At 60.5% G+C, this 17,707-nt stretch carries 19 protein-coding genes; 8 read left to right on the top strand and 11 right to left on the bottom strand.

Translation table 11 applies throughout. The features are described 5' to 3' along the window. Window positions 1–39: 39 nt before the first annotated feature. The 3 genes from C7477_RS08145 to C7477_RS08135 are packed head-to-tail and all read right to left on the bottom strand — an operon-like array spanning window position 40 to window position 3,634. The gene (locus tag C7477_RS08145) at window positions 40–1,935 is read right to left on the bottom strand and encodes an ABCB family ABC transporter ATP-binding protein/permease (RefSeq protein WP_110750927.1); all 1,896 of its coding nucleotides are present in this window, start codon (window positions 1,933–1,935) and stop codon (window positions 40–42) included. After that, window positions 1,925–2,287 carry an ArsR/SmtB family transcription factor gene (locus tag C7477_RS08140; protein ID WP_110750925.1) on the bottom strand — a complete coding sequence of 121 codons (363 nt, stop codon included), beginning with the start codon at window positions 2,285–2,287 and terminating at the stop codon, window positions 1,925–1,927. Before C7477_RS08140 ends, C7477_RS08145 begins: the two co-directional genes overlap by 11 nt. Window positions 2,288–2,344: 57 nt before the next feature. Then, complete coding sequence (locus tag C7477_RS08135; RefSeq protein WP_110750923.1) at window positions 2,345–3,634, bottom strand: Ig-like domain-containing protein; 1,290 nt, start codon at window positions 3,632–3,634, stop codon at window positions 2,345–2,347. Window positions 3,635–3,777: 143 nt separating this feature from the next. Between C7477_RS08135 and C7477_RS08130 the strand changes: the two genes are divergently transcribed. Both C7477_RS08130 and C7477_RS08125 read left to right on the top strand, forming a co-directional pair. Next, complete coding sequence (locus C7477_RS08130; RefSeq protein ID WP_110750921.1) at window positions 3,778–4,383, top strand: LOG family protein; 606 nt, start codon at window positions 3,778–3,780, stop codon at window positions 4,381–4,383. A gap of 119 nt (window positions 4,384–4,502) precedes the next feature. After that, the gene (locus tag C7477_RS08125; protein WP_181418378.1) at window positions 4,503–5,495 is read left to right on the top strand and encodes a CorA family divalent cation transporter; all 993 of its coding nucleotides are present in this window, start codon (window positions 4,503–4,505) and stop codon (window positions 5,493–5,495) included. Window positions 5,496–5,506: 11 nt separating this feature from the next. Here C7477_RS08125 and C7477_RS08120 read toward each other — a convergent pair whose 3' ends face one another. Continuing rightward, window positions 5,507–6,418: an AraC family transcriptional regulator gene (locus C7477_RS08120; protein ID WP_110750917.1), complete on the bottom strand. Its 912-nt coding sequence runs from the start codon at window positions 6,416–6,418 to the stop codon at window positions 5,507–5,509. Between the two features lie 171 nt (window positions 6,419–6,589). Here C7477_RS08120 and C7477_RS08115 point away from each other — a divergent pair, with 171 nt between their 5' ends. Next, window positions 6,590–7,447: an SDR family oxidoreductase gene (locus C7477_RS08115; RefSeq protein ID WP_110750915.1), complete on the top strand. Its 858-nt coding sequence runs from the start codon at window positions 6,590–6,592 to the stop codon at window positions 7,445–7,447. Window positions 7,448–7,625: 178 nt separating this feature from the next. Here C7477_RS08115 and rarD read toward each other — a convergent pair whose 3' ends face one another. The 5 genes from rarD to cysS form a co-directional block, all read right to left on the bottom strand. After that, window positions 7,626–8,546 (bottom strand): EamA family transporter RarD, encoded by a 921-nt coding sequence (gene rarD / locus C7477_RS08110; RefSeq protein WP_110750912.1) that lies wholly within the window; start codon window positions 8,544–8,546, stop codon window positions 7,626–7,628. A 321-nt stretch (window positions 8,547–8,867) separates the two neighbouring features. After that, a complete protein-coding gene (gene cimA, locus C7477_RS08100) occupies window positions 8,868–10,481 on the bottom strand; it encodes a citramalate synthase (protein ID WP_110750910.1) in 1,614 nt (537 codons plus the stop codon). A 58-nt stretch (window positions 10,482–10,539) separates the two neighbouring features. Next, window positions 10,540–11,025: a GFA family protein gene (locus C7477_RS08095; RefSeq protein ID WP_110750908.1), complete on the bottom strand. Its 486-nt coding sequence runs from the start codon at window positions 11,023–11,025 to the stop codon at window positions 10,540–10,542. Beyond that, on the bottom strand, window positions 11,022–11,342 hold the full coding sequence (locus C7477_RS08090) for an endonuclease domain-containing protein (protein WP_245411768.1): 321 nt from the start codon (window positions 11,340–11,342) through the stop codon (window positions 11,022–11,024). Before C7477_RS08090 ends, C7477_RS08095 begins: the two co-directional genes overlap by 4 nt. A 345-nt stretch (window positions 11,343–11,687) precedes the next feature. Beyond that, window positions 11,688–13,187, bottom strand: a complete 1,500-nt coding sequence (gene cysS / locus C7477_RS08080; protein WP_110750902.1) for a cysteine--tRNA ligase — start codon at window positions 13,185–13,187, stop codon at window positions 11,688–11,690. 353 nt (window positions 13,188–13,540) lie between these two features. On the opposite strand from cysS, the gene C7477_RS08075 reads away from it, so the two are divergent. Next, window positions 13,541–13,693 carry a hydrolase gene (locus C7477_RS08075; protein ID WP_110750900.1) on the top strand — a complete coding sequence of 51 codons (153 nt, stop codon included), beginning with the start codon at window positions 13,541–13,543 and terminating at the stop codon, window positions 13,691–13,693. 38 nt (window positions 13,694–13,731) lie between these two features. Here the strand turns inward: C7477_RS08075 and C7477_RS08070 are convergent, their stop codons facing one another. Both C7477_RS08070 and C7477_RS08065 read right to left on the bottom strand, forming a co-directional pair. Continuing rightward, window positions 13,732–14,346 carry a LysE/ArgO family amino acid transporter gene (locus C7477_RS08070; protein ID WP_110750898.1) on the bottom strand — a complete coding sequence of 205 codons (615 nt, stop codon included), beginning with the start codon at window positions 14,344–14,346 and terminating at the stop codon, window positions 13,732–13,734. 35 nt (window positions 14,347–14,381) lie between these two features. After that, complete coding sequence (locus C7477_RS08065) at window positions 14,382–15,128, bottom strand: SOS response-associated peptidase (protein ID WP_110751020.1); 747 nt, start codon at window positions 15,126–15,128, stop codon at window positions 14,382–14,384. Window positions 15,129–15,193: 65 nt separating this feature from the next. On the opposite strand from C7477_RS08065, the gene C7477_RS08060 reads away from it, so the two are divergent. The 4 genes from C7477_RS08060 (at window position 15,194) to C7477_RS08045 (ending at window position 17,420) form a co-directional block, all read left to right on the top strand. After that, the gene (locus C7477_RS08060) at window positions 15,194–15,616 is read left to right on the top strand and encodes an NUDIX hydrolase (RefSeq protein WP_110750896.1); all 423 of its coding nucleotides are present in this window, start codon (window positions 15,194–15,196) and stop codon (window positions 15,614–15,616) included. Between the two features lie 61 nt (window positions 15,617–15,677). Further along, on the top strand, window positions 15,678–16,064 hold the full coding sequence (locus C7477_RS08055) for a TIGR02301 family protein (RefSeq protein WP_110750894.1): 387 nt from the start codon (window positions 15,678–15,680) through the stop codon (window positions 16,062–16,064). Window positions 16,065–16,251: 187 nt separating this feature from the next. Continuing rightward, window positions 16,252–16,509 (top strand): hypothetical protein, encoded by a 258-nt coding sequence (locus C7477_RS08050; protein ID WP_110751018.1) that lies wholly within the window; start codon window positions 16,252–16,254, stop codon window positions 16,507–16,509. Between the two features lie 128 nt (window positions 16,510–16,637). Beyond that, complete coding sequence (locus C7477_RS08045; protein ID WP_110750892.1) at window positions 16,638–17,420, top strand: hypothetical protein; 783 nt, start codon at window positions 16,638–16,640, stop codon at window positions 17,418–17,420. Window positions 17,421–17,707: the final 287 nt, after the last annotated feature.

The raw sequence follows: 17,707 nt of genomic DNA, 5'->3' as shown, positions 1-17,707 counted from the left end.
CGGAACACGACTTTGCAGCGGGGTAGTGAAAAGACCTCCTCACTCCGCCGCCGGCACGCCCCGCTCCAATATGCCCAACTCATCCTTCTCCCGCACCTGCCGCAGGCGTTCCTCGGCTTCGGTGGCCTCGCGCTGGCGGTCCCACATGGAGGCGTAGAGGCCTTTTTTGCCGAGGAGCGAACGGTGGGTGCCGCGTTCGGCGATCAGGCCGTCCTTCAGCACGATGATTTCGTCCGCGCCGATGACCGTCGAGAGCCGGTGCGCGATGACGAGCGTGGTGCGGCCCTGGCTGACGATATCGAGCGCCGATTGGATTTCCTGCTCGGTGGCGGTATCGAGCGCCGATGTCGCCTCGTCGAGGATGAGGATCGGCGGGGCTTTCAGGATGGTGCGGGCGATGGCGACGCGCTGTTTTTCACCGCCGGAAAGCTTCAGCCCGCGCTCGCCAACCATGGAGCGATAGCCGTCCGGCAGGAGCTTGATGAAGTGCGATATCTGCGCCAGTTCGGCGGCGCGCTCGACCTCTTCCTCCGGCGCCGACATGCGGCCATAGCGGATATTGTAGGCGATGGTATCGTTGAACAGCACCGTATCCTGCGGCACCATGCCGATGACCTTGCGCAAGCTCTCCTGCGTCACGTCGCGGATATCCTGACCATCGACGGTAATCGCACCCTTCTGAATATCGTAGAAACGGAACAGAAGCCGCGAGATCGTGGATTTGCCCGCACCCGACGGGCCGACGATGGCGACGGTCTTGCCGGCGGGCACCTCGAAGCTGATGCCCTTGAGGATAGGCCGCGCCGGATCATAGGCGAAATGCACGTCATTGAAGCGGATCGCTCCATCGGTAACCGCGAGCGCGTTGGCGCCCGGCTTGTCCTGCACTTCCTGCGCGACATCCAGCAGATCGAACATCTGCTCGATGTCGGTCAGGCCCTGGCGCACTTCGCGGTAGATGAAGCCGATGAAATTGAGCGGAACGGAAAGCTGCATCAAAAGCGCGTTGATGAAGACGAAATCGCCCAGCGACTGCGTACCCGCCATCACTTCCCGTGCGGACATCACCATGATGATACCCATGCCGGCGCTGAAAATGACGGCCTGGCCGAAGTTCAGCCAGCCGAGCGAGGTCCAGGTCTTGGTCGCGGCCTTCTCATAACGTGCCATGGAGGCATCGAAGCGCTTGGCTTCCATCGCCTCGTTGCCGAAATATTTGACCGTCTCGAAATTCAGGAGCGAGTCGATCGCCTTGGTGTTGGCGTCGGTATCCGAGTCATTCATCTCGCGGCGGATGCCGATGCGCCAGTCGCTCGCCTTGATGGTGAACCAAGTGTAGAGCCAGACCGTGACGGCGACGACCGCGAGATACCAGAAACCGTAGGCGAAGGCGAAGATGATTGCCGTCAGCGCGAATTCCAGAATGGTCGGCAACGTATTGAGGATGGTGAAGCGGACGATGGTCTCGATGCCCTTGGTGCCGCGCTCGATGACACGCGACAGGCCGCCGGTGCGGCGCTCCAGATGAAAGCGCAGCGACAGCTCGTGCATATGCACGAAGGTCCGGAAGGCAAGCTGGCGCACGGCATATTGGCCGACGCTGGCGAAAAGCGCGTCGCGCAACTGGTTCAGACCCGCCTGCACGATCCGCGCGGCATTATAGGCCACCACCAGCATGACCGCGCCCAGGAACAAAGCGGGGATATAGTCGGGCGCCTGGAATTTGCCGTTCAACCTGTCCGTCGCCCACATGAAGAAATACGGGACCAGGATCAGCACGATCTTGGAGACGACGAGATAGACCGTCGCCCAGACGACGCGCATCTTTAGATCGGGCCGGCCATCCGGCCACATATAGGGCCACAGGTTGCGTATCGTCTGCAGGGTCTGACCGGATTCGGCGGAAACGGTTTTTGCGTTTTTCTTATTCGACATGATTTTCTGATTTTTTCCGCTGAATTACGCAGCAGTCGGCAAGAGTGCCCAAATGGGCTCGGATGGCGGCCAGCGCCTGTTGGTTGACGCTATAGCGGGATGACTGGCGCTCGGGCCGGTAATCGACCAGCCCGGATTGCACCAGCACTTTCAGATGTTGCGAGACGGTGGATTGCGCAAGGTCGACGGTGGAAACGATTTCCTTGCAGCAGCAGGCATCCTGAGCAAGCAGATGGCGCAAAATGCGCAGGCGCGCACCATGCCCCAGCGCCGCGTAAATGCACGCAGCCCGCGCCTCTTCGCAATCGCCGGGGGGCGAGAAGTCCAAGCTTTGGGTGGGGGAACTCTTCATCGTAAATCGTCGATATACGATGAAGAGTGTTTCCGCAATGTGTGGAACAGTAACTTTTTAGTTCCGCGCCTTCAGCTGGCGTTGCGCCTCTTCATCCACCAGCGGCTCTTTCGGCATGGAGAAGACCTGGCCGGGCCATATCAAATTCGGGTTCCTGATCCGATCGGCATTGGCGAGGTAGATCGTCGTATAGCGGATGCCCCTGCCATAGGTGCGCTTGGAAATCGTCCAGAGATTGTCGCCCTTGCGGATGATGACAGACCCGGCGGCGCTTTCGAGCGGCTTTGCCATTGTGGCATTGGAGGCCGTATCGACACTGCGTTCCGTAACCAGGGCGGGTTGAACATTGACGGCATTGCCGGCCGGGGAGGCAATAGCCGAAAGGTTTTCCCCCGGCTCGCGACGGAAAGGAACGCTGGCGCTGGCAATCACCGTGCCATCCTTTTCGAGAAGATCGGCGCGAATGATGTAATCGCCCACAGCGAGCTGATGATGGCTCTGCACGAGGAAGCGAGAGGTCGGCTCGACCTGCGCCTTACCCAGGAGCGCGTCATTGGCATAGATGGCGACCTGTTTGCCCGGCACACCTTTACCCGCGACAAAGATCGTATTGCCTTCGATTTCCACGGCCTCAACCGTAATGGGCTCCTGCTTTTGCGGGTCAGCCGCCGGCGCTGCCGCGGCAGCCGAAACGGACGGTGGCACAGCCGGGCTTTGCGCCGGAGCGGCGGAGGGAGCGGCGGCCTGTGGCGTCGTGATCATCCGGCTTGCCTGTCCCGGCTCCTCGACCAGCGCCAGCACCTGGCCATCCTCCTTCTCGGGTACGGAGACGATCGCCGTCTGCTCCGATGTCGCGGCCTTGCTGTCGGCGCCGGTGGCGCGAAGCACCAGTTGATGGTCGCCGGGCTTCAATGCCCGGTCGAGCGCGACGGCGAAATCGCCGTTGGCGGCGGCCTTGGCGGAACCGACTACGGTCGATCCCGCAAGAACATCAACGCTTGCCGCGGGCGCGGCTTTGCCGGCGATGACCACTGAGCCATCCGGCTCGACGCGCAAGACATCGAAGGAGGGAGCGGCGACGCCCGCCTTTTCGGCGGCAGGCGGCATGATCTGAGGTGTTTCGCCTTGCGGTGTTTCAGTTTGCGGGTTTTCAGCTTGCGGGTTTTCAGCGTTCTGGGCTTCGGCTTTCGGAGCTTCCGCCTCAGGCGCGGCGGATGGAACAGCCGCCACGGACGGCTCAGGCGCTTTCGGCGCCGTGCCCGGAAGCACACCCAAATAAGCCGCTATCCCAGCCGCGGCAATTACCGCGACGAAACCAAACAGCGCATAATATCTTCGTCTCTGCATGTCCCCGGTCCCTTTTTCTTACGATCTATCGCGTTTTCAGCGGCTCGACAAGAAAATGCCGGACTTTATAGCCGGTTAATTCATAACGACCGTCCCTTCAGTCACCGCTTGACGGTTTCAAGCCAAACTGCACTACTCCCGGCATGAACAAGATTCGATCCATCTGCGTCTACTGCGGCTCGTCCCCGGGCCTCAATCCCATCTACAAGCAATCCGGCAAGCTGCTTGGCCGCTCGATTGCCGAACATGGGCTTGAACTTATCTACGGCGGCGGCACCAAGGGCATCATGGGTGCTGTCGCCGATGGCGCCCTGTCGGCGGGCGGCAAGGTGACGGGCATTATCCCGAAATTCCTGATGAACAAGGAAGCCACCGAACATGCGCTCGGCCAGCTTTCGGAGCTGATCGTCACCGACGACATGCACCAGCGCAAGCACCTGATGTTTAGCCACGCGGATGCGTTCGTGACGCTGCCCGGCGGCATCGGCACGGTGGAGGAAATCGTCGAGATGATGACCTGGGCGCAACTCGGCCATCACAGGAAGCCGATGGTGCTGGCCAATATCAACGGATTCTGGAACCCTATGGTCTCGCTCTTCGACCACATGCGGGCGGAAGGGTTCATCCATACGGCGCATCTGGTAAAGCCGCTGATCGTTGCCAACGCCGAGCATATCGTTCCCGCCATTCTCGACGCCGCCTCCGGGGCCAAGGCGGAAGGCGACGAGGCGATTATCGAACGGATGTGAATTTAGTGAGCGGTGAACAGTGAGCGGTGAGCGGTGAGTTAGTAACGAAAGCGCAAATTTCTTTTCACTGCTGACTGCTTACTAGCTCACTGCTCACTATTCACTTGATGGGGCAAAACATGGCGGCACAGGTCCGAGTCCACGAACCAGCCGCCTTCTTTCGCGATGCGGGCATCGTTGGGTTTTATGCGTTCGATGCATCGGGGGATCGTGTGGGGGCGGACGGCGCGCGCTGGGCATGGACCCATTATGCGCTGACCGATACGCGCGGGCGCAAGGCCATTGCGGCGGAGGATGCGCTGCCTTCCTTCATCAGGGAAAGCCTGCTGGCGAGTTCCGATCGCTTTTACATCGAATATGAGGAGGGCTGGATGTTCGGCGAAATGCCGGACATGCAGCACGAGCACTATGGCGACGGTCGCGCGCCGGGTTATTTCCGGTTTGCGTTCGATGACAGCCGTTTCGTCAGCGGACGGAAGCATCCGCTGCAATCGGTGGACGACATCCGCCAATCACTCGACCAAGGCCTATTGAAGCCGTCCAATCCGGCGCGGCTGTTCGAGCGTATCGTGCGCCGGTATCTCGAACGGCTGAAACTACGGCTCTCAGAGCTTGGCCAGAAACTCGATTCCATCGAAGATCATATCGTCGGCGATGCCTGGGAGGGCGAGAGCGAGCGGCTGGCACCCATACGGCGGCAGATCGTCTCCTCGCATCGCTACCTCTCAGTCATGGCAAATCTTTTGCGGCATCTGGAGCAGGCCCACCGCAAGGAATTCCCGGAAGAACTGGCGGATATCGTCGAAAACTTGTCGCAGCGCGCGGGCGCCCTCTATCAGGAAAGCGAGCAACTGCAATTGCGCGCGCGGCTTCTGCAGGAAGAGCTGATGGCCAAGCTCGCTCACCGCTCCAACCGGCTGCTCTATGTGCTTTCGGTGATGACGGCGGTGCTGATTCCCTCAACGGTGATTTCCGGCTTCTTCGGCATGAACACGGCGGGAGCGCCTTTCGCCGACGCGCCGCACGGCTTCTGGACCGTGGCCGTTTTCGCGCTGGCGATTTCGGCTGTGGTGTTCCTCATCGTCCGGCGGATCGGCGGTTCGGGGCGTTGAAGCTCTGATTTTTAAGCGGCGCTCGCGTGTTCGAGTTCATGTGCACCCATGATTCCGCGAACATGGCGCTTCGGAGAGGCATTGAACAGACGGGCATATTCGCGGGTGAATTGGGAGATGCTCGCATAGCCGGTTTCGAAGGCGGCGCTGCTTGCGGAAAAGCCTTCGTCGAGCATGAGGCGGCGCGCTTCGATCAGGCGAAGGCGCTTTTGATATTGGCCTGGTGTCAATGAGGTCATGTGCAGGAAGTGCTTGTGGAAGGCGGTGAGGCTCATCCCTGCCGCAGCCGCCAGGCGCTCGACGGGCACGCGGGACCGATACTCCTGCCTGAGGATTGCGATGGCCGCCGCCAAACGGCTCGCATATCCATCGGGAGCCGCGAGCGCCCGCAAGGCGGCGCCATGCTGGCCCGCGAGCAGCCAATAGTGCAATTCCCGCATGATCCCAGGATGCAGCAGCGGCGTGGCATCCGGATGGTCCAGCAGGCGCATCAGCCGCGTGGCGCAGTCCAGCATTGCCGCATTGGTATCTTCCGCAAACAGCGTGCGAATTTCCGACGGGGGCTGCGCGGGCATGGCGCCCAAATGCGCGGTCAGCTCGCGGAGCATGGTCATCTCCAGTTCGACGGCGATGGCCATATAGGGCTCATTCGCGCTCGCCTGAACAATGCGGCCCACGACAGGCATATCCGCGCCCACGATCACCGACTGGCCGGCGGAAAAGACGCGTTGCTCCCGGCCCACAGTCATGCGCTTGCCGCCCTGCAGAACAAAGCAAACCAGCGGGCGATAGATCGAGTGCAGATCGCCTTGCGGCGACCCAACGCACATGAAACGCAGGCCCGGCACCGGCGTCAGCGCCAGGCCATCGGCATTTGCATGCCGCGCGGCATAGCTGCGAACGGCGTGTTTGAGGTCGTCCATCGATATCTCCTTTGGCAAGGAGGGTATAGCACGCCTGAAGTCAAACATCACCCAGACTGCAGGATCAGGCAAGTTTTGCGCATGGGAAGGCAAGTTCCCTGGGCCATGCTGCGGTATGGCTATCCAGGCGGTATCGATGCCCGCGACAGAACGAAACGGAAAGGAACCCCCATGTCCGAACAGAATAAAATACCGAGGCGAACCGTGCTTGCGGCTGCGGCGATGAGTTCCGCCGTATTGGCTGTCGGCGCGGCGCGCGCGCAAACGTCAGGTCAGGCGCCAAGCCAAGCGCAGGCAGCGAACGGCAAAGTGGCTGTTGTCACCGGGTCGTCGCGCGGTATTGGCGCGGCGACGGCAAAGCGCCTTGCCCGCGAGGGCTATGCGGTGACCGTCAATTGCGTTGTGAACCGCGATCTTGCTGCCGGAATCGTCAAGGAAATCGAAGCGGCCGGAGGGCGCGCGATTTGGGTGCAGGCGGATGTCAGCGATCCCGATGCGGTGCGGCGACTATTTGACGAAAACGACCGCGCTTTCGGCGGCGTCGACGTGGTGGTGAGCAACGCCGGCATCATGCGTCTCGCGCCCTTCCGCGACATGAGCGACGCCGACTTCATCCGCATGGTCGACGTCAACCAGAAGGGCAGCTTCTTCGTGCTGCGCGAGGCGGCGCGGCGCGTTCGCGACGGTGGCCGGATCATCGCGCTTTCCTCGAGCATCACTCAGCTGCGCAGCCCGACCTACGGGCCTTATGCCGCGACCAAGGCCGCGCAGGAGCTTTTTGCGAATGTTCTGGCCAAGGAACTCGAAGGCCGGATGATCTGCGTGAACGCCATGGCGCCGGGTTTGGTAAACACGACGCTCTTCACCGACGGAAAGACGCCTCAGCAGATCGCGGGCTTCGCCGCCCGCACCCCGCACAAGCGGCTTGGCGAGCCCGAGGATATTGCCGGCGCAATCGCCGCGCTCTGCAACTCGGACGGGGCCTGGATCAACGGGCAGACAGTGTTCGCCAATGGCGGCGTGGTGTGAGGGAGCGGTGAGCGGTGAGCGGTGAGCGGTGAGCGGTGAGCGGTGAGCGGTGAGCGGTGAGCGGTGAGCGGTGAGCGGTGAGCGGTGAGCGGTGAGCGGTAGGTAAATAAGAGCGCCCTATCCTTGTCTACTGCTCACTGCTCACTGCTCACTATATTATTTCTCACTATATTTTTGCTCACTGCTCACTATTTTTCTTCCGCGCCTCAGCCAAACTCGACCATGTGTAAATCGCCAGACCCGCCCATATCAGCGCGAAGGCGATGAACTGGACCGTCGAGAACGGCTCCTTGAACCAGAACACGGCAATGAGGAAGATGATCGTCGGGCCGACATATTGCATGATTCCGATGGTGGTATAGCGCAGGAGCTTGGCGCCGAAGGCATAGCAGATGAGCGGCGCGGCGGTCACCGGACCGGCCATCGTGAGCAGGAACACGTTCCAGGACGGTCCGGCCACGAAATGGTCCTGACCTGTCCCGAGCAGCCAGAAGATGTAGCCCAGCGCCGGGATGGACAGGATCAGCACCTCCAGCATGAAGCCCTGCGAGGGGCCGATGGGGAGCGTCTTGCGGAAGAAGCCGTAAAAGCCGAAGCTCAGCGCCAGCGCGAGCGAAACCCATGGCAAACCGCCGGCCTTGACGGTGAGGAGCACCACGGCGGCGACCGCCAGCCCCACGGCCACCATCTGCGCCCGGTTGAGGCTCTCCTTGAGAAGCACCGCGCCGAGGAGCACGTTCAGAATCGGGTTGATGTAATAACCAAGCGCCGTCTCCAGCGTCCGCCCGTCGGCGATTGCCCAGACATAGATGCCCCAGTTGACGGTGATCAGGCCCGCGGTCAGACAGGCCATCAGCAGCATCCGCGGATTGCGCAGCGCGGCGGCGATATCCTTCAGGTTCCCCATCAGGAAAAGCACGATCGCGGCGGCGGGGATCGACCAGAGAACGCGATGCGCCACCACCTCCGCCGGCGGAATATGCGACACCTGCTTCATGTAAAGCGGCAGGAAGCCCCACATCAGGAAGGCGGAAAGCGCAAAGCTGAAACCACGAACGCCGTCCGATATGGGGGCGCGGTCAAGGGTGTTGTCTATCATGGGAATTGCCTCGCTTAGAGCGATCTTGATTTCGATGGAATCGCTCTATGTTCTTACCCCCCTCTGTCCTGCCGGACATCTCCCCCTCAAGGGGGGAGATTACGCCTTCATGCCCGTTCGGCACTAATCGCAAACCTTGCAGAATGAAGGCGGAGGGCGATGTCAGCCAATCTCCCCCCTTGAGGGGGAGATGCCCGGCAGGGCAGAGGGGGGTGAGAACATAGAGCGATTTCCATAACCGCATTCGTCCGCTCTTGCGCCCAAGTTCGCATAAAATCCATTGAATTATGCTGATTGAAGCATCAGTTCCATTGATGAAACTTACTCCGCCGCCACCAACCCCGCCATTTCGCGGTTCTTCATCAGCTTATAAACCACCGAATCCATCAGCGCTTGAAACGAAGCATCGATGATGTTGTCCGAGACGCCGACCGTGCGCCAGCGGGCGCCGGTGCCGTCCTGCGACTCTATCAACACGCGGGTGATGGCCTCGGTGCCGCCATTGAGGATGCGCACCTTGAAATCCACCAGTTCCAGATCCTCTATCTCGCTCTGGTAGCGGCCCAGATCCTTGCGCAGGGCGATGTCGAGCGCGTTGACCGGGCCGTGACCTTCGGCAACGGACATGCGCATTTCTCCGTCTATCTCGACCTTGACGATGGCCTCCGACACGGTCTTGATCAGGCCATTGGAATCATACCGCCGCTCCACCAGGCAGCGGAAGGAAAGGACGTTGAAGAATAGCGGAATGGCGCCCAAAAGCCCGCGCGCCAGAAGCTCGAAGCTCGCATCGGCGCTTTCATAGGCATAGCCCGCCGCCTCGCGTTCCTTCACCAGAGCAATGAGCGTATCGAGGCGCGGATCGTCCTTGGCCACCTTGACGCCGCAGCGTTCCAATTCTGCAATGAAATTGGACTTGCCCCCTTGGTCGGACACCATGAGGCGGCGGCGGTTGCCGACGGCTTCCGGCGGCACATGCTCATAGGTTGCCGGGTCCTTCAGAAGCGCGGAGGCGTGGATGCCCGCCTTGGTGGCAAAGGCGGATGCGCCGGCATAGGGCGCCTGCTCGTTGGGGGCGCGATTGAGAACATCGTCGAAGGTATGCGACAGGCGGGTGATGCCGGCGAGCGCATGCGAGCCGATGCCCGTCTCGAACCGGTCGGCCCAGTAGGGCTTCAGCATCAGCGTCGGGATGAGCGCGATGAGATCGGCATTGCCGCAGCGCTCGCCAAGGCCGTTCAGCGTGCCCTGCACCTGGCGAACCCCGGCATCGATGGCCGCGAGCGAGACGGCCACCGCCTGGCCGGTATCGTTATGGGCGTGGATGCCGAGCCTTTCGCCGGGCACGACATTCCTGACCGCATGCACGATTTCCGCCACCTCGCCTGCTTGCGTGCCGCCATTGGTGTCGCACAGCACCACCCAGCGGGCGCCCGCCTCATAGGCGGCGGCGGCGCAGGCAAGGGCGTATTCGGGATTGGCCTTGTAGCCATCGAAGAAATGCTCGCAATCGACCATCGCCTCCTTGCCGGCCATGCGGGCGGCGGTGACGGAGGTGGTGATACCCTCCAGATTTTCCTCGTTCGTACAGCCGAGCGCCACCCGGACATGATAATCCCAACTCTTGGCGACGAAGCAGACGGCATCGGAAGCCGATTGCAGCAGGGCCGACAGGCCGGGGTCGTTCGAAGCGGAAACGCCCGCCCGCTTGGTCATGCCGAAGGCGACGAATTTGGCGCGCGCGGTCTGCCTGCGCTTGAAAAAAGCCGTATCGGTGGGGTTCGCCCCCGGATAGCCGCCCTCGACATAATCGACGCCGAACTCATCCAGCATGGCGGCAATCGTCTTCTTGTCCTCGATGGAAAAGTCGATGCCGGGCGTCTGCTGGCCGTCCCGCAGCGTCGTGTCGTAGAGATAGATGCGTTCTTTTTTCATTGGCTATCGCTCCTCAAGCGCCTGCTTTTATATCTTCTTTCGCCAAATCCGGGGAACGTTATTTTGAGGGCGGCCAATGGTCCGTATCGTGGTCTGGGTGTTGGTAGGAGATGAGCGTACTCAGGAATTCGGCGGATTGCGTGTCCTCCATGGAGGTATGTCCGGGGAGCAGCGAGAGAGTGTCGGTATAGGGCAGTTTGTTTTCCACGCCCCATTGCACGGTCATCTCAATCTTTTCCGGATGATCGAAGGCGCCGATGGCGAGCGCGATGCCATCAGGCGCCTCATAGGTGAGCGGCGTGCCGCAGTTTTCGCAGAAGCCACGCTGGACGTGGTTGGAGGATTGAAAGCGTTTCGGCTCGCCGCGCGTCCAGGTCAAATCCGCCTCTCGGACGGAAACGAGCGGCGCAAAAAGGCTGCCGAACGCCTTCTGGCACATGCGGCAATGGCAGATGGAACCGTCGTGAAGCCTGCCTTCGATACGGAAGCGAACCGCGCCGCACTGGCATCCGCCGGTGTAAATGGGGGTGTTTTCGAGGGTCATTGGAGAATCTCCTCCGGTTGGGCTCCGGCAACCGTCACGATATGCCGGCATACGGCATCAATGTCGCGGAGGATGTCATCGTTCCAGAAGCGGAGGATGGTGTAGCCAAGCGCTTCAAGTTTACGGGTACGCGCCTGATCCGCTTCGGCAATTCCCGCATCGCCATGCTGCGAACCATCGACTTCGACAATCAGCTTCTTCGCGGAGCAAGCAAAATCGACGATATAGCCGGCGATGGGAAGCTGGCGCCTGAAGCTCAGCCCCATCAGCCGATGAGCGCGCAATTCATTCCACAGCTTGAGTTCAGCTTCCGTCATTGCCTTACGCATCTTGCGGGCATTCTGGCGGTTGATTGGGGGGACGTCCCGGTGAGACTTCACAACGTGCCCCTTTCCCAGTCCAGAAAATCAAGCGATGTGCGCGTCATCTCACCCCCCTCTGTCCTGCCGGACATCTCCCCCTCAAGGGGGGAGATTAGCTGACACGAACCTCCCTGCTTACCCTTCGACTTCTGCGATTGGTGGCGAGCGCTATGAAGGCGTAATCTCCCCCCTTGAGGGGGAGATGGCTGGCAAGCCAGAGGGGGGTGAGATGCCGTGCTCATCGCTTGACCTCTAATTAATGGGGGCGCTGTCCCCCCAGCGTTTCCGCTGATCGGCTCCTCACCTTTTCACCTCCCAGGTCGTCACACGCTCGCCGGTTGCCGGATCCTTGCCGTCCTTGAGGTGAATGCCCTGTTCCAAAAGCCCCCCCCGAACTCGGTCGGCTTCGACGAAGTTCTTTTCACGGAGGAACACCAGCCGTTCCGCGATACGCGCTTCGACCTCGGCCCCATCAACAGCAATATCCCGCGCCTTGCCGGCCAGCCATTCGGTTTCCGTATTCTCCAGCAGTCCCAGCAAATTAGCACCCTTTTTCAGGCTACGCTTTGCCGCTTCCGATCCCTTGAACGCCTCGCCGCGCAGCTCGTGCAGGACGGCAATTGCCTTCGAGGTGTTCAGATCGTCGGCGAGCGCATCGAAGAGATCGGCGCTGACATCTTCGCCCGCGTCCACATCCCCCACGGCGCGATACCACCCATCTAACGTTCTCTCTGCCTCGACCAGCGCATTCGCCGTAAAATCAATCGGCTGGCGATAATGCGTCATCAGCATCGCAAGCCGCAGCACCTCGCCCGGCCAATTGCGGCCGCCCAGCTTCTCGGTCGCAAGCAGTTCATGGATGGTCACGAAATTCCCCAGGCTTTTCGACATCTTCTGGCCCTCGACCTGGAGAAAGCCGTTGTGCATCCAGATATTGGCCATGCGGTCGCTACCCAACGCGCAGCAGGATTGGGCGATTTCGTTTTCATGGTGCGGGAAGACGAGGTCGATGCCGCCGCCGTGGATATCGAAGATGTTCTTCTCAGGATCATCGCATTCGAGACCGCCGCCGAAGGGTTGGAGCAGCTTCGCCATAGCCATGGCAGAGCACTCGATATGCCAACCGGGGCGGCCGGGGACCGCTATTCCGGCGGGCGACGGCCAGCCGGGCTCCCCCTCTTTCGACGGTTTCCACAGGACGAAATCCATCTCGTCGCGCTTATAGGAGGCGACATCGACGCGGGCACCGGCGATCATCTCGTCGAGCGAGCGGCGGGCGAGCGCGCCATAGCGCGGCAGACCGTTGGTTCCGTTCATCGAGGCGACGGAGAATAGCACGTGATCGTCCGCGACATAGGCGAAGCCGCGTGTCACCAGCCGGTCGATAAGACTACGCATTTCCGCCATATGCTCGGTGGCGCGCGGCTGATGGGTCGACGGCAGGCAACCGAGCGCACCCACATCCGCCTGGTACTGTGCGTCGGTCGCCTCGGTCACCTTGCGGATCGCCTCGTTCAGCGGCAGATCGGGAAAATCACGCGCGGCGCGGGCGTTGATCTTGTCGTCCACGTCGGTGATGTTGCGCGCATAGGTGACATGCGCCTCGCCATAAACGTAGCGCAGCAGGCGGAACAGCACGTCGAAGACGATGGCCGGGCGCGCATTGCCGATATGGGCATAATCATAGACCGTCGGCCCGCAGACATACATGCGGACATTATCCCGATCGATGGGGACAAACGCCTCCTTCTGGTGCGTCAGCGTGTTGTAAAGGCGTAAGCGCGGCGCTTTCTCGCTCATGCGAAAATCTCCCCTGCCCCAGTCAATGGAGCGACATGTTGCTTTGACCGGCTGACCGGGGCGTTTGTCATCTTTTCAGGGGGGCAAGGAGACGAAAACGGCCGGGCCAGCAAGCTGCTAACCGAAAATGATCGCACAAATACAAATCGTTGCGGATGGCGTTTTCATGGATTGCACTATCTCTGCCCGTGTGGGCGCCGTCAAGAGCTAACGGGGAAGGATATACGTGGCCGCGCTGCAACACTGCTTATGGTTAAACAGAATTAACCTGAATACCCCAAATCCGGCGGCAAGCAGCCTTTTTTCAGTCCGATTCCAACGAAGAATAAGGGGGACAAAAACAGGAGCGCCAAATGACGAAAAAAGCCATCACCCTGCCACGCGACAGGCTGACCGAACATTATCGCGAAATCGGCCCGGCGGCCCTCATCGCCGCCCTGCTTTCCGCGCCACGCCGCCCAAATGCGCGCAACGACAATCGGCGTCAATCAATCCTGGCCGCATGATCTTATCCGAAAAGTCTGCAACTTTTCGGGATCATGCGTTAGCCGGCAAGAAATCGGCTTGAAAGGCTGATGCCGATACCGGCCATGACGATACCGATGAGGCAATCGAGAATGCGCCAGGCGGCAGGTCTGGCGAAGACCGGCTGGAGCAGACGCGCGCCATAGCCCAGCCCGAAGAACCAGGTAAACGATGCGACGACCGCGCCGATACCATAGGCGATGCGGCCCGTCCCTTCGAAACGCGCCGAAAGGCTGCCCAGAAGCAGCACCGTATCGAGATAGACATGCGGATTTAAAAAGGTGAGCGCCAGGCAGGTGGCGACCGCCGCCTTGAGGCTCGCCGCGCCTTTGCCTTTCGTATCCATCGCCTCCGGCTTGACCGAGCGGCGGAAGGCCACGAAGGCGTAATAAAACAGGAACGCCGCCCCGCCGAGCGTGACCGCCGCAATCAAACCCGGCGATTGCGCGAGCAATGTTCCGAGGCCGGCCACGCCCGCGGCGATCAGGAGCGCATCGGACAGGGCGCAGATCAGGCACAGCACGAAGACGTGCTGGCGCAAGAGGCCCTGACGCAGGATAAAAGCATTCTGCGCGCCGATGGCGATGATGAGCGAGGCGCCCAAGAGGAAGCCGGAGAGAGCGGCGGAGAACATTTGCGGGGTTTCCTAAAAATCTGGCTAGCGCTCTATCAGAACATCGAGAGCTGCCCATCTTCTTTTGGCGGTTCGGCTTGCCCCGTCAAGTCCACCTCAATCCGCTCCTGAATATCGGGCGAGACATTAGTCACCTTGTTGACTCTATCGGATACCGGGATGGCCTCGAAGAAATCCGCCTGGACGGGGCGCATCAGGTGAGCCACATCTCGCGGCAAATTGTGCTTGTCGAGCCAGGGGACGAAATCTTCGGGGCTGATGACTACCGGCATCCGCTCGTGGATCGGACGCAAGGTCTCATTGGCGGCGGTCGTCAAAATGCCGCCGGTATCAATCTGCGAGCCATCGGCGCTTGACCATGTTTCCATGAGCCCGGCGAAAGCGATGAGCCCGCCATGGCGCGGGCGCACCCAGTAGGCCTGCGCCTTGCTGCGCCCCTCGCGCCGCCACTCATAAAAGCCGGAGGCCGGCACCAGAGCGCGGCGGTAATGCAGCGCGGCGCGGAAGGAGTTTCTCTCCGCCGCCGTTTCGCTGCGGATATTGAACATCAGGGGGAAATCGTTCGGGTCTTTCGCCCATGCCGGGATGAAGCCCCAGCGCACAAGTTCGTCGATCCGGTCCGGGCGGTTCGAGCCGGGCGGTGGAGTCTCGGCTGCCATGATCATCAATATCGGCTGCGTTGGCGCGATATTATAGCGCGGCGGGAAATCCTCGCCCACCATCGCGGCGAAAAGCGCCTCGACCTCCTGCCTGCTCGCCGTCAATGAAAACCGTCCACACATGGCAATGATGTTCCGCATGAAATCCGGCTTGTCAACATCGCGGCTCTTTAAGCATACTCACGGCCATGGTCATCTCCCTCATCCATGGTGTTTCGGTCATCTGCCGGCGCGACGGGCGCTTTCTGCTTGTAGAGCGCGGGCGCGAGCCGTGGAAGGGCTGGCTCGCCTTTCCGGGCGGCAGCCTTGAAGAGGGCGAGACCCCGGTGGAAGCGGCGCGACGTGAATTGATGGAAGAAACCGGACTTCTGGCGGAAAAACTCACGCATTTCACCACCGTCGATCTCAGCCAGGACAGCGGCAGTGCATATGATACGAGCTATTATCTCGCCGTCTACCGCGCCGATGGCGTGACGGGTGACGCGGTCGCCGCCGACGATGCGGCAGCGATACTGTGGCTCGATCTCATGGAAATGGCTCGGGCCAAAATTACGGAGAGCACACTTATCGTGGCGCGGCAGGTGGCTCACCTGGATGAAGGAATGCAATAAACCGGCATTAAGCTTGTTCCAAGATGGTCTCTTGAAGCCGGGAATGTTTCGCGCCAGAAGAATGGAAAGATCGGGGATTCTCTTGAAACAGGCATGGGTAGCGATAGTGGCGGTCAGCCTGATGGTGCTGCCGGTAGCGGCGGCGGACGATCCGCCTTATGAGGCCAAGCTCACGCGGCTGGCGGAGATCTTGGGCTCGCTCCATTATTTGCGCAATCTTTGCGGCGAGGAGGGAAGCGAATGGCGGGACCGCATGAATGCCATAATTGCCGCCGAAAAGCCCGAGGAAGTGAGAAAGGCGCGGATGACCGCAAGCTTCAACCGCGGCTACCGGGCATTCAGCGAGATCTATACGAGCTGCACCGATTCGGCGGTTGCGGCGATTGACCGCTACATGAAGGAAGGCGAAAGCCTGTCCAACGAGATCGGCGCGCGCTATGGCAATTAAGATCGCGTGATCCCCTGGAAGTCGCAGACTTTTGGATAAGATCATGCTTTTAAGAATGCGTTAACTGCTGGAATCATCGGCGCTGCCGGTTGATTAAAATTGGTGGTAATCTGTTAACGGGCTCTAAACCGGCCAAAACTGCCCCGTTAGCGATCCAAAGTATCAGTATCAGGCCCAGGGTGAAATGATGGCACAAGTTCCAACCGATCTCGACGAACTCATCGCCCGCGAGAAGAAGCTTGCCGCGATCGAATATCAGAACGAGGTCTGGGCCGATGGTATTTCGGAAGGCATCGAGCCGGAAATCCTGGCCGAGGCGGCATTTGCCACCGCGCTGACAGAATTGATCCGCGACGCGGGTGACGAATCCGCGCTGGCCTTGATCGAGAAGATGCGGGAGCAGATCCTCGCCGGCGAATTCGTCACCGACCGCGTATTGCAATAGAGATCTTTGACGTTCTTGCGGAAGTGCGAAAGGGCTAATTGATTGGGCGCAGTGCTCTTCCGCATGGCCGGTTTCTATGCCACCATGCGTTGTCATTCATTTTCTCGTGCTTTCCCAGAATCGTAGCCATGCCCCAAACAAATCACCGTTCCGCCGTCGCGCTCAGCCTCTGCCTTCTCCTTGCCGGTGCGGGAGCGCAGGCGAATGCGCGCGCAGCTGACGGGCTGCAACGGCTGGCTTTGAGCGATATTCAAGAGCAGGCCCAGGCTCCGCAAAAGAGCGTGACGGGCGACACCAATCCAGCCACGCAGATCCCGCTGCCGGACCCTGTTCAACAAGCGCCCGCGCCGGAACAAACTCAGCCACTGGCGCCCGCGCCGACGGAAGCAGAGCCGGCTGAGAATGTCGATCCGGCGCGTCCGCAGGTGAAGGAAAACGGCACGCCGGCAGTGGTGGAATATGATTTCAGCAAGTTGCCCGCGCCGGTAAGGGAAATGCGCGAGCGCATTCTCGCAGCCGCCAAGTCGGGCGATATCGAAGCGCTCCGTCCGCTCATCGGCACCGGCGAAAACATGACCACCCTCTCGCTCAGCGGGTTCGAGGGCGATCCGATCGAGTATCTCAAGGGGCTTTCCGGCGACAGCAACGGACAGGAAGTGCTCGCCATCCTCGTCGACCTGCTGGATACCGGCTACGTCCATCTCGATGCCGGCGGCCAGAACGAGCTTTATGTCTGGCCGTATTTCTTCGCCTACCCGATCGACAAGCTGACGCCGAAGCAGATGGTCGAACTCTATCAGATCATCACCTCCGGCGATTTCGAGGAAATGAAGACTTTCGGCGCCTACATCTTCTACCGCATCGGCATCAGCCCGGACGGGAAGTGGCAGTTTTTTGTCGCGGGGGATTGAGTTAGAGCATTTCACTTTTGGATGGAACGGTACTTTTTTGTCGGCTGCGGCAACTTCACTGTTGAGGCATGGATTCCTGTGACAAGCACAGGAATGACGGAAGGTTGGCTCTTAACGGCTAAATTCCAACGTTTCTTCCTGGAGAGAACGGTTCCCGGTAGAGGAAAAAACATTTCCACCCGTCGTTCCTGTGCTTGTCACAGGAATCCATGCCTCGACCTATCCATTGACGCCAACGGCGCAAAAGGACACCAAGCGTTTCCATCAAAAGAGGAAGCTCTCTAGTG

The sequence above is a fragment of the Paramesorhizobium leguminum genome (assembly GCF_003217235.1).
Taxonomy (GTDB): domain Bacteria; phylum Pseudomonadota; class Alphaproteobacteria; order Rhizobiales; family Rhizobiaceae; genus Paramesorhizobium; species Paramesorhizobium leguminum.
Note: the sequence above shows the minus strand (reverse complement) of the source record. Positions and strands in the feature narration are given on the sequence as shown.

Coding starts and splice junctions, on each gene's coding strand:
- C7477_RS08125 (WP_181418378.1), top strand. CDS start 4,503: ATGGCGGCACAGGTCCGAGTCCACGAACCAGCCGCCTTCTTTCGCGAT.
- C7477_RS08050 (WP_110751018.1), top strand. CDS start 16,252: ATGGCACAAGTTCCAACCGATCTCGACGAACTCATCGCCCGCGAGAAG.
- rarD (WP_110750912.1), bottom strand. CDS start 8,546: ATGATAGACAACACCCTTGACCGCGCCCCCATATCGGACGGCGTTCGT.
- C7477_RS08115 (WP_110750915.1), top strand. CDS start 6,590: ATGTCCGAACAGAATAAAATACCGAGGCGAACCGTGCTTGCGGCTGCG.
- C7477_RS08135 (WP_110750923.1), bottom strand. CDS start 3,634: ATGCAGAGACGAAGATATTATGCGCTGTTTGGTTTCGTCGCGGTAATT.
- C7477_RS08065 (WP_110751020.1), bottom strand. CDS start 15,128: ATGTGTGGACGGTTTTCATTGACGGCGAGCAGGCAGGAGGTCGAGGCG.
- C7477_RS08120 (WP_110750917.1), bottom strand. CDS start 6,418: ATGGACGACCTCAAACACGCCGTTCGCAGCTATGCCGCGCGGCATGCA.
- C7477_RS08055 (WP_110750894.1), top strand. CDS start 15,678: ATGGAAAGATCGGGGATTCTCTTGAAACAGGCATGGGTAGCGATAGTG.
- C7477_RS08090 (WP_245411768.1), bottom strand. CDS start 11,342: ATGACGGAAGCTGAACTCAAGCTGTGGAATGAATTGCGCGCTCATCGG.
- C7477_RS08060 (WP_110750896.1), top strand. CDS start 15,194: ATGGTCATCTCCCTCATCCATGGTGTTTCGGTCATCTGCCGGCGCGAC.
- cimA (WP_110750910.1), bottom strand. CDS start 10,481: ATGAAAAAAGAACGCATCTATCTCTACGACACGACGCTGCGGGACGGC.
- cysS (WP_110750902.1), bottom strand. CDS start 13,187: ATGAGCGAGAAAGCGCCGCGCTTACGCCTTTACAACACGCTGACGCAC.
- C7477_RS08130 (WP_110750921.1), top strand. CDS start 3,778: ATGAACAAGATTCGATCCATCTGCGTCTACTGCGGCTCGTCCCCGGGC.
- C7477_RS08145 (WP_110750927.1), bottom strand. CDS start 1,935: ATGTCGAATAAGAAAAACGCAAAAACCGTTTCCGCCGAATCCGGTCAG.
- C7477_RS08140 (WP_110750925.1), bottom strand. CDS start 2,287: ATGAAGAGTTCCCCCACCCAAAGCTTGGACTTCTCGCCCCCCGGCGAT.
- C7477_RS08095 (WP_110750908.1), bottom strand. CDS start 11,025: ATGACCCTCGAAAACACCCCCATTTACACCGGCGGATGCCAGTGCGGC.
- C7477_RS08075 (WP_110750900.1), top strand. CDS start 13,541: ATGACGAAAAAAGCCATCACCCTGCCACGCGACAGGCTGACCGAACAT.
- C7477_RS08070 (WP_110750898.1), bottom strand. CDS start 14,346: ATGTTCTCCGCCGCTCTCTCCGGCTTCCTCTTGGGCGCCTCGCTCATC.
- C7477_RS08045 (WP_110750892.1), top strand. CDS start 16,638: ATGCCCCAAACAAATCACCGTTCCGCCGTCGCGCTCAGCCTCTGCCTT.